Annotated in this window: 7 protein-coding genes, 2 tRNA genes and 3 rRNA genes; 2 read left to right on the top strand and 10 right to left on the bottom strand. The window is 43.4% G+C overall.

What is annotated here, in order from left to right; translation table 11 throughout:
* Positions 1-199: 199 nt before the first annotated feature.
* Genes H3U73_RS07550 through H3U73_RS07560 form a run of 3 tightly spaced genes read right to left on the bottom strand, consistent with a single transcriptional unit; the run spans position 200 to position 3,004 of the window.
* Complete coding sequence (locus H3U73_RS07550) at positions 200-1,174, bottom strand: NAD(P)-dependent oxidoreductase (protein ID WP_084550705.1); 975 nt, start codon at positions 1,172-1,174, stop codon at positions 200-202.
* 1 nt (position 1,175) lies between these two features.
* Complete coding sequence (locus H3U73_RS10750) at positions 1,176-1,550, bottom strand: EamA family transporter (protein WP_144340629.1); 375 nt, start codon at positions 1,548-1,550, stop codon at positions 1,176-1,178.
* Positions 1,551-1,573: 23 nt separating this feature from the next.
* Complete coding sequence (locus tag H3U73_RS07560; protein WP_198190299.1) at positions 1,574-3,004, bottom strand: UbiA family prenyltransferase; 1,431 nt, start codon at positions 3,002-3,004, stop codon at positions 1,574-1,576.
* 46 nt (positions 3,005-3,050) lie between these two features.
* Here H3U73_RS07560 and H3U73_RS07565 point away from each other — a divergent pair, with 46 nt between their 5' ends.
* Positions 3,051-3,371, top strand: a complete 321-nt coding sequence (locus H3U73_RS07565; RefSeq protein ID WP_084550695.1) for a tRNA (cytidine(34)-2'-O)-methyltransferase — start codon at positions 3,051-3,053, stop codon at positions 3,369-3,371.
* 101 nt (positions 3,372-3,472) lie between these two features.
* Here H3U73_RS07565 and rrf read toward each other — a convergent pair.
* The 5 genes from rrf to H3U73_RS07590 all read right to left on the bottom strand — a co-directional run bounded on the left by rrf (position 3,473) and on the right by H3U73_RS07590 (position 8,693).
* Positions 3,473-3,586, bottom strand: a 5S ribosomal RNA gene (rrf, locus tag H3U73_RS07570).
* 105 nt (positions 3,587-3,691) lie between these two features.
* Positions 3,692-6,581: ribosomal RNA gene (locus H3U73_RS07575) — 23S ribosomal RNA — on the bottom strand.
* A 326-nt stretch (positions 6,582-6,907) separates the two neighbouring features.
* Positions 6,908-6,983: transfer RNA gene (locus H3U73_RS07580), tRNA-Ala, on the bottom strand.
* Between the two features lie 16 nt (positions 6,984-6,999).
* Positions 7,000-7,076: transfer RNA gene (locus H3U73_RS07585), tRNA-Ile, on the bottom strand.
* 77 nt (positions 7,077-7,153) lie between these two features.
* A 16S ribosomal RNA gene (locus H3U73_RS07590) occupies positions 7,154-8,693 on the bottom strand.
* Together the 16S, 23S and 5S rRNA genes with 2 tRNA genes alongside form the textbook arrangement of a ribosomal RNA operon.
* A 632-nt stretch (positions 8,694-9,325) precedes the next feature.
* Here H3U73_RS07590 and H3U73_RS07595 point away from each other — a divergent pair.
* Positions 9,326-10,051: a 16S rRNA (uracil(1498)-N(3))-methyltransferase gene (locus H3U73_RS07595; RefSeq protein WP_198190300.1), complete on the top strand. Its 726-nt coding sequence runs from the start codon at positions 9,326-9,328 to the stop codon at positions 10,049-10,051.
* 65 nt (positions 10,052-10,116) lie between these two features.
* Here H3U73_RS07595 and ppk2 read toward each other — a convergent pair whose 3' ends face one another.
* Together ppk2 and H3U73_RS07605 are read right to left on the bottom strand one after the other, a co-directional pair.
* The gene (ppk2, locus tag H3U73_RS07600) at positions 10,117-11,010 is read right to left on the bottom strand and encodes a polyphosphate kinase 2 (protein ID WP_198190301.1); all 894 of its coding nucleotides are present in this window, start codon (positions 11,008-11,010) and stop codon (positions 10,117-10,119) included.
* 139 nt (positions 11,011-11,149) lie between these two features.
* Positions 11,150-12,343: an MFS transporter gene (locus H3U73_RS07605; protein ID WP_198190302.1), complete on the bottom strand. Its 1,194-nt coding sequence runs from the start codon at positions 12,341-12,343 to the stop codon at positions 11,150-11,152.
* Between the last annotated feature and the right edge of the window lie 122 nt (positions 12,344-12,465).

Genomic DNA, 12,465 nt, shown 5'->3' on the forward strand with positions numbered 1-12,465 from the left:
TACATAGAGTCAACTATAAAAGGTATTCTCCCTTCTGACCAAATATGGCCAATCTGTCTGAAAAAACCAAGCATTTCATAAGAAGCATCATCAATACAAAAAAAATCACTCTGAAACAGACTACATATAATAATTATTGAAATTGCATAAAATATTGAAAATAACAATGCCTCTTTAACATTTACGTTTTCATTACTCATTATTGGGTTTTCTTTATATTAATATAATTATCATATGCAGCACACATAGCAGTTATATCTGAACATGAAGGTGACCAGCCTAGCAACTGATTAACTTTTGTAATATCAAGCAAAGTATTCTGATCAGCAATGGCATACTGCTCAGGATATAATAGTGTCATACCTATTTTATCCAGTCCGGACAGTACCGGTTTAATCAATCTTGCAGGAACCGGTATTAAAAAAGATTTTGAATTAGCATGTTTGATGATTGCCTCTAACAGCTCTCTGGTTGTCGGAGGATTTAATGAACCCAAATTAAAATTTTCTCTGGGAAAGTTATTTTTACAGGCCTGCAAAGCGGCAGTAACACAATCATCAACACTTACCATTTGATAACGATTAGTACCATTTCCTATCATCGGCACAGGTAAATTTAAAGATATCAGCCTGAATAATTTACCTAATATACCTAAACGCCCAGCACCAGTAATCAGTCTGGGACGAAAAATAGTAGCATTTAATTTTTCATAACTTCGAATTAATTTTTCTGCTTCAACTTTACTGCTTCCATATGGCCCCAAAGGATTTTGGGGATGATCCTCTGATACCGGACATGAATTCACCATACCATAGGTCATATCAGTAGAAAAGAATACCATTCTGGTTGTACCTGCTGCTGACATTGCCTGCAAAATATTTTGAGTACCAGTAACATTCACCTCAAAAAACCAAGCCTGACGATTTGATCTGGGTACATTATCAGCAAACTGTCGTGCAGCCAAATGATAAACAATATCATCCGGTTGAAGATTTAATTTTCTTATATCCTGAACTGAACGTATATCACCATAAACAAACTGACTTTGTTTTTCCAGAGTGCAATCAGTATATTTTTTTATGTCAAAATTAACTACTTCATTACCATTCTGCAATAATTTTCTTATGAGAATCTGTCCAGTGAACCCGCTACCTCCGGTAATAATATGACGCAATTTACGCACTCCTGGAAATAATTATGATTCCTATACAAATAGTAACCAAACCTATAATACGAAGTAGATTAACATTTTCATGTAAAAAGAAATACCCGATAAAAGCAGTAATGATATAACCAATTGATAAAAGTGGATAAGCCAGACTTACTTCAGTTTTACCCAATACAGCCATCCATAAGCCAATACTAATTGCATAAAGGCACATACCAGTAATAAACCATGCATTCAATATTAGCTGATATCCAAAGTAAAAATAATCAGAAGCACTTTGGGGAAACGTCCCAAGTGTCTGCATAGTTTTACGTAATGCAATTTGTGCCAGAGCATTTAGTGTAACGCTGATAACTGCAAGCATAAATGTTAATAAATTCACTCTAACTCTTCCAAATCAGAAAACTAAATATATCTGGCTAACAATATGATATATATTATTAAAGCCAGTAAAATCAGACTTTTTTTATCTTGAATAAAAAATACGATCGGGTCATCGTGCATTAAACCTCTTTTAGTCATCATCCATAAATTACCAATCAGATAGACCATCAATAATTGTGCCAACCATAATAAAGCAGGAGTTCTATAATAAACAATGGTTTCCGGAGCATTAATATAAAGACCAAAAACAATAATGGCACCAATATATGTACTGATACCTAATGGCCAGAGAATATCTAAATCGGATTTTATATACCCCCTACCGGCAATGGAGTTATTTTCATCAGACTTTGAAACTAACTCGGCACAACGTTTCACAGTAGCCAAACTTAAGAATATTAAGACAGAAAATGCCAGTAAAGAATAACTTAATTCAATATTTGCAACTACTCCGCCTGCTAATATTCTCACGGTATATAAAACGGATAAAACTATTATATCTAACAATATAATCTGTTTTAACCTTAAACTATATAATGTTGTTATTAATAAATATAATAAAAATATACCAAAAAAATATCTTGATATCAAAATAGAAATTAATCCTGCACTCATTAAAAGCAATAAACTTACCCTGAGACCCTGAGCAATCGATAAATCTCCGGAAGCAAACGGTCGATGTCTTTTATTCAAATGCTGACGGTCATTTTCCAGATCCCATAAATCGTTTAAAATATATGTTGCTGATGCACCTAAAGAAAAAGCAATAAAAGCAGTAGATACTATTAAAAATTTTTGAAAATCATAAAACTGAAAAGAAGTAAGGAGTGGAACAAAGAGAAGTAGATTTTTTAAACATTGATGTAAACGTATGGCTTTCAGCCATGACATCATTTTTTCATCTTTATTGCTGAACTGTTTTAATACCGGCGTTCCGCTTTGCTTTATTATTTTTATAAGTTTATCAGTTTTATTTCCTGTAACAATAGCTCCGCTAGCCTCTTTCCAAATTGGCAAATCAGCACTATCATCCCCTGCATATATAAATTTTCGTCCGATTTTCTGTTCTATCGCATTAAATTTGTTTATTCCTTTTAAATTTTTTTGTGAATCCGTAGCAATAACATCATCAAAACAATTCAAAAAATCCGCTACTTTATATGCAATATCTTTATAGGCAGCAGTAGCAAGTATGACTTTTCTTCCTTGTTGTCGTTGCTTTTGTATGTAGTTAACTAATTCATGACGATAAGGTATTTTATCAGCATTAAAATCACTATGTTCATAGACAAATTTTTTAAATTCTGCCTTACCTTGGAAATATATTTTTATTAATTTGAAAAGCTTAAACGGATATAATTTAAGCATACTGATCAGGGTTTCATGTAATGAATCAGTCAGAATTAATGTTCCATCTAAATCCACAACTAACGGAAGACTTGATTCTGTCACTATTTTCCCCTGCATATCGATAAAATAATGCAATAATTTTACATAGATGTTTACTCATCATCAATACAGTTACCTAAAGCATTCATCATGCATAACCGAAACTCAGACTAACGCACAGATCTACCTGATAGAAACCTACGGCACACGCAACTACACTCAGTTCGACTACAGCGACCCCAATCAGCAAATCTACTTTCTCTTCGGTCGCGAAACCACCGGATTGCCCCGGGCATTCGCACAGGCACGCGCCGAGCAATGTCTGCGAATCCCGCAGTCAGCGCACATCCGCTCACTGAACCTTTCCAACGCCGCCGCCATCGTCCTCTACGAAGCACTGCGTCAGCAGTCCTTCCCTTCTCTGGCCTAGATACAGCAACAGCAGCCATCAGGCTGCTGCGGTATTGTTCTCTTCTCTGCGCTTAAAGTAAGAAACCCGGCTGACTAATCAACCGGGTTCTTCTATAGGGAGTCTGGCGGTGTCCTACTTTCACATGGGCAATCCATACTATCATCGGCGCTAGGTCGTTTCACGGTCCTGTTCGGGATGGGAAGGCGTGGGACCAACCCGCTATGGCCGCCAGACATTAAACTGTCAAATCAGAAAGCCTTAATCTCGGTGATGATGTGTATTCATCAGTAAGCTTTATCATTCTCTGTGCATTTGCTGCACGAAGTCCTTCAAATGATAGAGTCAAGCCTCACGAGCAATTAGTATCGGTTAGCTCCAAGTGTTACCACTCTTCCACACCCGACCTATCAACGTCCTGGTCTCGAACGTCTCTTCAGAGGGATTAAATCCCTGGGGAAGTCTCATCTTCAGGCGAGTTTCACGCTTAGATGCTTTCAGCGTTTATCTCTTCCGAACTTAGCTACCCGGCGATGCGACTGGCGTCACAACCGGTACACCAGAGGTTCGTCCACTCCGGTCCTCTCGTACTAGGAGCAGCCCCCGTCAAACTTCCAACGCCCACTGCAGATAGGGACCAAACTGTCTCACGACGTTTTAAACCCAGCTCACGTACCACTTTAAATGGCGAACAGCCATACCCTTGGGACCGACTACAGCCCCAGGATGTGATGAGCCGACATCGAGGTGCCAAACTCCGCCGTCGATATGAACTCTTGGGCGGAATCAGCCTGTTATCCCCGGAGTACCTTTTATCCGTTGAGCGATGGCCCTTCCATTCAGAACCACCGGATCACTATGTCCTGCTTTCGCACCTGCTCGACTTGTCGGTCTCGCAGTTAAGCTACCTTGTGCCATTGTACTATCAGTCCGATTTCCGACCGGACCTAGGTAACCTTCGAACTCCTCCGTTACTCTTTGGGAGGAGACCGCCCCAGTCAAACTGCCTACCATGCACGGTCCCCGATCCAGATTATGGATCCGGGTTAGAACCTCAAAGTCACCAGGGTGGTATTTCAAGGACGGCTCCACAAGAACTGGCGTTCCTGCTTCTTAGCCTCCCACCTATCCTACACAAGTGACTTCAAAGTCCAATGCAAAGCTACAGTAAAGGTTCACGGGGTCTTTCCGTCTAGCAGCGGGGAGATTGCATCTTCACAACCATTTCAACTTCGCTGAGTCTCAGGAGGAGACAGTGTGGCCATCGTTACGCCATTCGTGCGGGTCGGAACTTACCCGACAAGGAATTTCGCTACCTTAGGACCGTTATAGTTACGGCCGCCGTTTACTGGGGCTTCGATCCGATGCTTGCACATCTTCAATTAACCTTCCAGCACCGGGCAGGCGTCACACCCTATACGTCCACTTTCGTGTTTGCAGAGTGCTGTGTTTTTATTAAACAGTCGCAGCCACCTATTCTCTGCGACCTCTCATAGCTTACAGAGTAAATCCTTCACCATAAGAGGCATACCTTCTCCCGAAGTTACGGTATCAATTTGCCGAGTTCCTTCTCCTGAGTTCTCTCAAGCGCCTTAGAATTCTCATCCTACCCACCTGTGTCGGTTTGCGGTACGGTTTCATTCAAACTGAAGCTTAGTGGCTTTTCCTGGAAGCGTGGTATCAGTCACTTCGTGTCCGTAGACACTCGTCATCACTTCTCGGTGTTGAGCACCCGGATTTGCCTGAGTGCTCCACCTACCGGCTTAAACGATCTATTCCAACAGATCGATGACCTAACCTTCTCCGTCCCCACATCGCATTTGAATCAAGTACAGGAATATTAACCTGTTTCCCATCGACTACGCATCTCTGCCTTGCCTTAGGGGCCGACTCACCCTACGCCGATGAACGTTGCGTAGGAAACCTTGGGTTTTCGGCGACAGGGCTTTTCACCCTGTTTATCGCTACTCATGTCAACATTCGCACTTCTGATACCTCCAGCATGCTTCTCAACACACCTTCTTCGGCCTACAGAACGCTCCCCTACCATGCCAGTTAACTGACATCCGCAGCTTCGGTTACAGATTTGAGCCCCGTTACATCTTCCGCGCAGGACGACTCGACCAGTGAGCTATTACGCTTTCTTTAAATGATGGCTGCTTCTAAGCCAACATCCTGGCTGTCTGGGCCTTCCCACTTCGTTTACCACTTAATCTGTCATTTGGGACCTTAGCTGGCGGTCTGGGTTGTTTCCCTCTTGACACCGGACGTTAGCACCCGATGTCTGTCTCCCGAGGAACCACTTGATGGTATTCTTAGTTTGCCATGGGTTGGTAAGTCGCAATGACCCCCTAGCCATAACAGTGCTTTACCCCCATCAGTGTCTTGCTCGAGGCACTACCTAAATAGTTTTCGGGGAGAACCAGCTATCTCCGAGTTTGTTTAGCCTTTCACCCCTATCCACAGCTCATCCCCGCATTTTGCAACATGCGTGGGTTCGGTCCTCCAGTACCTGTTACGGCACCTTCAACCTGGCCATGGATAGATCACTCGGTTTCGGGTCTACACCCAGCAACTCGACGCCCTATTAAGACTCGGTTTCCCTACGCCTCCCCTAATCGGTTAAGCTCGCTACTGAATGTAAGTCGTTGACCCATTATACAAAAGGTACGCAGTCACGGATTACTCCGCTCCCACTGTTTGTATGCATTAGGTTTCAGGTTCTATTTCACTCCCCTCCCGGGGTTCTTTTCGCCTTTCCCTCACGGTACTGGTTCACTATCGGTCGATGATGAGTATTTAGCCTTGGAGGATGGTCCCCCCATCTTCAGACAGGATTTCTCGTGTCCCGCCCTACTTTTCGTATACTTAGTACCGCCTCTGAAATTTCGAATACGGGGCTATCACCCTCTGCGGCCAAGCTTCCCAGCTTGTTCTTCTATCTCAGTGACTATCATATACTGGCTCCTGCGCGTTCGCTCGCCACTACTTGCGCAATCTCGGTTGATTTCTTTTCCTCCGGGTACTTAGATGGTTCAGTTCTCCGGGTTCGCTTCTCTGCACCTATGTATTCAGTACAGGATACCATGCTTATACATGGTGGGTTTCCCCATTCGGATATCGCGGGATCTCAGCTCTATTGCCAGCTCCCCCACGCTTTTCGCAGGCTTACACGTCCTTCTTCGCCTATCATCGCCAAGGCATCCACCTGATGCACTTATTCACTTGACTCTATCATTTCAAGAACCTCCTGACTTCGTCAGCCTACCGTTGACTAGTATCTCTGACTTAAGGCCTTTACTCTCATAAAGCTTACTGCTTTGGTTGTCTGAACAACGCCTTTTGTGCTCGTTGTTCAGCGATACAATCATCACCCAATTCTTGCAGCACTTCTCTTCTTCTGTCTCCAGAATCAGTTCTATGCTCCAATCTTTGTTTGTTGATTTCGGCTTTCCAATTTGTTAAAGATCGATGCGTTACTTCGCAAATTAAAATCAGCTCTCTGAACTGCCTTTAATTTCCAAAGTATTTTACTGAACTCCTTCTCCTCAGAGTGGTGGTGGAGGCAAACGGGATCGAACCGATGACCCCCTGCTTGCAAAGCAGGTGCTCTACCAACTGAGCTATGCCCCCTCTGTCCTTAAATAAGTGGTGGGTCTGGGAGGACTTGAACCTCCGACCCCACGCTTATCAAGCGTGTGCTCTAACCAGCTGAGCTACAAACCCAGTTTATTCAGTCTCTTCTCGCATCTTTTCAGTTTACCGATAAGTGTGAATGCCAATCAGCCCCTTCTTTTCTCTAGAAAGGAGGTGATCCAGCCGCAGGTTCCCCTACGGCTACCTTGTTACGACTTCACCCCAGTCATGAAGCATACCGTGTTAAGCGACCTCCTTGCGGTTAGTCTACCCAATTCTGGTATCCCCCACTCCCATGGTGTGACGGGCGGTGTGTACAAGACCCGGGAACGTATTCACCGCAGTATGCTGACCTGCGATTACTAGCGATTCCGACTTCATGCACTCGAGTTGCAGAGTGCAATCCGGACTACGATCGGCTTTCTGAGATTGGCTTCACCTCGCGGCTTCGCTACCCTCTGTACCGACCATTGTATGACGTGTGAAGCCCTGGTCATAAGGGCCATGAGGACTTGACGTCATCCCCACCTTCCTCCGGTTTGTCACCGGCAGTCTCATTAGAGTGCCCAACTTAATGATGGCAACTAATGACAAGGGTTGCGCTCGTTGCGGGACTTAACCCAACATCTCACGACACGAGCTGACGACAGCCATGCAGCACCTGTGTTACGGCTCCCGAAGGCACTCTCCTATCTCTAAGAGATTCCGTACATGTCAAGACCAGGTAAGGTTCTTCGCGTTGCATCGAATTAATCCACATCATCCACCGCTTGTGCGGGTCCCCGTCAATTCCTTTGAGTTTTAATCTTGCGACCGTACTCCCCAGGCGGACAATTTCACGCGTTAGCTTCGCTACTAAAACATCTAGTGTCCCAACAGCTAATTGTCATCGTTTAGGGCGTGGACTACCAGGGTATCTAATCCTGTTTGCTACCCACGCTTTCGAGCATGAACGTCAGTGTTATCCCAGGAGGCTGCCTTCGCCATCGGTATTCCTCCACATCTCTACGCATTTCACTGCTACACGTGGAATTCTACCTCCCTCTGACACACTCTAGTTAACCAGTTTCAAATGCACGTCCCAAGTTGAGCTCGGGGATTTCACATCTGACTTAATTAACCGTCTGCGCTCGCTTTACGCCCAGTAATTCCGATTAACGCTCGCACCCTACGTATTACCGCGGCTGCTGGCACGTAGTTAGCCGGTGCTTATTCTTTAGGTACCGTCAGCACCAGGTGGTATTAACACCCGGCTTTTCTTCCCTAACAAAAGTCCTTTACAACCCGAAGGCCTTCTTCAGACACGCGGCATGGCTGGATCAGGGTTCCCCCCATTGTCCAAAATTCCCCACTGCTGCCTCCCGTAGGAGTTTGGGCCGTGTCTCAGTCCCAATGTGGCGGATCATCCTCTCAGACCCGCTATGGATCGTCGCCTTGGTAGGCCTTTACCCCACCAACTAGCTAATCCAACATCGGCCGCTCAAATAACGCGAGGTCACTAAGATCCCCCGCTTTCCCCCTCAGGGCGTATGCGGTATTAGCCATCCTTTCGGACAGTTATCCCCCATTACTCGGTACGTTCCGATGCATTACTCACCCGTTCGCCACTCGCCACCAGAGAGCAAGCTCTCCGTGCTGCCGTTCGACTTGCATGTGTAAAGCATGCCGCCAGCGTTCAATCTGAGCCAGGATCAAACTCTTATGTTTAATCTTAGCTTTTTTGTAATCCCGAAGTTCCCTTCGGTTTCACTGGTCTGCTTCAAAGTTATTGACAAGAAATGTTTTTATCTTGTCTCTCTGAATCAGTGTGAGGCCGCTTGGCACTCACACTTATCGGTAATCTGTTCTGTTAAAGAGCGTTGCTTTCGACTGCGTTCTACTTTAAACTGTGCGTTTGTTTCGTGTCGCGTCATCAGCGAAGAAGGCGAACTATACGCCTCCACAAATCCCCTGTCAACTCCTGCCTGCATTTATTTTTGACTTTCTTCTCATTCAGCTGTTTTTCCTAAATTTATTTTTGGTGCCTTTGACTAAATTTGACTATTTTCAAACTTTCATGACTTGCTTTGTCTGTGTGTTTATTAAATGAGTTGTGTATTCATATTTGTTAGTTCTAAAGATTAATACTCTTTAGATTGCGAAAAGGTATCATTGTTTATAATTTGTATTGCTGATATAAGAATGGGTATTTGTAGATTTATTTAAATGTATGGCTTATAGATAAGGTATTTACTCGTTTTTGTATTTCTATAAACAATTAGAACAGTTATTTAATTTTTTAAATGTTAATCCGGCTATTTTTATTCTCTGGATTATTGATTGATTTTTTTACTACTATTATGCCCCGTTTTTATTTACCGCCCAGTGTTTTAGTTTCAGATGCATTCTCTTTACCTGATACGGCTGCTCGCCATGTACAGGTGTTACGCTACCAGCCAGGTGAGGTAATTGAGCTTTTTGATGGGCTTGGAAAGGTCTATCAGGCTGAAATTACGTCAATGGGTAAGAAAAATGTGAATGTACTGATTCGTGAAAGTACAGATATTAATTTAGAGTCACCATTAAATATTACGTTGATGCAATCCATATCAAGTAGTGATCGTATGGATTTAACTATTCAAAAAGCTGTGGAGCTTGGCGTAACTGTGATTCAGCCAGTACAGACGGAACGCAGTAGCCAGCGCTTAAGTGGCGAACGGGCAATGAAAAAACTTGAGCGCTGGCTGGATATTGCTATTGGTGCCTGTGAACAATGCGGCAGAACGGTAGTACCTCAAATTCAACCGATAACGGGATTGTCAGATGCATTGTGTGCTCTGGGTGTGGATGATTTAAAACTGCTGATGAGTTTAAACCAGCCCCGAGCATTAAATCAGTTTACACAGCCACAGGCAGTAGTATTGCTGGTTGGTCCTGAAGGCGGATTAAGCCAGGCTGAAGAAGAGCTGGCAATTAATCATGGCTTTAATGCAATCAGCACAGGACCCAGAGTATTACGGACAGAAACAGCATCTTTGGCAGCTATTGCAGCAATGCAGTTGCTATGGGGAGACTTTCGCGGGTAAATTAGAAAAATCCAGAACTGATAATAAAACCAGCCAGTTTAGTCTGCTATCTGGCTGGTTCTGTATTAATATTCTTCTGGTATATAACGATAAGGATAATTAGGTTCCTGATAATCACCCTTATCCTGACGTCTTGGTAATTCGACCTTTTTCCGTGGTGTCTTTTTATACGGAATTTCACTCAATATATGTTTAATGATATTCAGACGCGCTTTCTTTTTGTCATTAGAATCAACCACGTACCACGGCGCCCATGAGGTATCAGTCGCCATAATCATTTCATCACGAGCCCGGGAGTAGTCATACCAGCGACTGTAGGACTTGATATCCATAGGAGAAAGCTTCCAGATTTTACGCGGGTCGTTAATTCGACCAAGCATACGTCTATGCTGTTCTTCCATACTCACTTCAAGCCAGTATTTAAGTAGGATGATACCGGAATTAACTATAGCTTTTTCCATAAATGGAATAACTTCTAGAAATTCCTTACTTTCTTCTTCGGTACAGAATCCCATCACGCGTTCTACACCAGCACGGTTATACCAACTACGGTCGAAAATAACGACTTCTCCAGCCGCAGGTAAATGAGGAATATAACGCTGCATGTACATTTGTGACTTTTGGCGTTCACTTGGTGCCGGCAAGGCAATAGTTTGAAAAATACGAGGGCTGACTCTCTCAGTGACAGCTTTAATTGCACCACCCTTACCCGCTCCGTCGCGACCTTCAAAAATAATACATACTTTTTGTCCGGAGGCTTTTACCCATTCTTGCAGGGCAACCATTTCACCCTGAAGTTTTTCCAGTTCTTTGTAGTATTTCTTTTGGGATAATTTTTTATGTTTGGTATTTTTATCTTGATTATGTTTGGTACTTTTATTCGGACAAGTGTTATTCTGGCTTTCTCCTTGCTCAGTATCAGGTATTTTGGTTTCAGATTGCTGCTGGTTTGCAGTCATAATACTTCCCCTATCTGTTGTTATTAATAATTAAAGTAAATTTAATATTAACAGATTATTTATGTTAACAGTTGTTTGCAATATCAGTTACATGTTTTTACAATATTATTTACTGTTCTGTATACATGAATAAACTTAGTTATTGCAGATTTGCGGCTGCAGTGCGCTGTTCATCTTTTACTGTAAACCACCATACGATTAAACCGATGATAGCAAGAGCAACGCCAACCCACGCTGTACTTGTCCACCCCCAGCCGGCGGCAATGGTTAAACCGCCTAAATAGGGTCCCAAGGCATTGGCAGCATTAAAAGCACTATGGTTGAGTGCTGCAGCCAGTGTCTGAGCTTCTTTAGCTACATCCATTAAACGGATTTGTAATAATGTACCTACAGCACCACTCATACCGATTAGTACAACCTGAATACATATCCAGTAAGGATGATGCACTGCAAAAGGATATAAGGCCAGCATAGCAGCAGACCAGGCCAGTAAGCATGCTAATCCACCCATTACATGGCGACGGACTATGCGTGGCACGATAATATTGCCAAGAGTCATGCCTACACCGTAAAGACACATCACTAATGGTACGCTTTTAGGTGACATACCGGTAATATCTTCAAGTGTTGAAGCCATGTAAGCATATATGCCAAACATGCCGCCAAAACCGATGGCTCCTATAGCCAGTGTCAACCATATTTGCCGGTTGGTCAGTGCACTAAGTTCACGCAGTGCATTGCTACCGCCTCCCTGCATACAATTTACCGGTAAAAAAAGAGCTACCAGTATCACTGTTAAAGCAGCCAGTATGGCAACGATAAGAAAAACAACCCGCCAGCCTACTGTTTGAGCCAGCCAGCTACTCAAAGGTACACCGATGGTGGTAGCAATGGTTAAACCAATCATCATTAATCCTACAGCCTGAGTTCTCTTATCCGGAGGCACCATAGCTGCGGCAACCAGTGCTCCAACACCAAAATAGGCGCCATGCGGCAAGCCACTTAAAAAGCGAAATAACATCATACTGCGGTAACCGGGAGCCAGCATCGTACCGAGATGTGTCAGAGAGAAAAATGCCATCAGCACCAGTAACAGGCTGCGCCTGCTAAAGCGTGCACCAAATATGGCAATAACCGGAGCTCCTATGACAACACCCAGTGCATAAATGCTGATTAGATGTCCTGCTACGGGTTCGCTTATATTTAAACCACTGGCGATATAGGGCAAAACACTCATGGTGGCAAATTCTGTAGTGCCGATTGCAAAACCGCCAACAGCAAGAGCAAATAAAAGCCAGCGGGGATGAGGAATGCGATTAAGTTCTGTGTTCATAGTTGTGTGATTAGGCTGATCAATAGTAGCCAGTAATATTGTGTGTTTATTGTGATTTAAGTCTAACTGATTGAGAAATATTAGTAAAAATTGATTTTAGTTTTTTTGCATAAGTCTATTGC

The organism is Snodgrassella sp. W8124, from assembly GCF_016100875.1.
In the GTDB taxonomy this organism is placed as follows: Bacteria; Pseudomonadota; Gammaproteobacteria; order Burkholderiales; family Neisseriaceae; genus Snodgrassella; species Snodgrassella alvi.

Coding starts and splice junctions, on each gene's coding strand:
- H3U73_RS07565 (WP_084550695.1), top strand. CDS start 3,051: ATGTTTACTCATCATCAATACAGTTACCTAAAGCATTCATCATGCATA.
- H3U73_RS07595 (WP_198190300.1), top strand. CDS start 9,326: ATGCCCCGTTTTTATTTACCGCCCAGTGTTTTAGTTTCAGATGCATTC.
- ppk2 (WP_198190301.1), bottom strand. CDS start 11,010: ATGACTGCAAACCAGCAGCAATCTGAAACCAAAATACCTGATACTGAG.
- H3U73_RS07605 (WP_198190302.1), bottom strand. CDS start 12,343: ATGAACACAGAACTTAATCGCATTCCTCATCCCCGCTGGCTTTTATTT.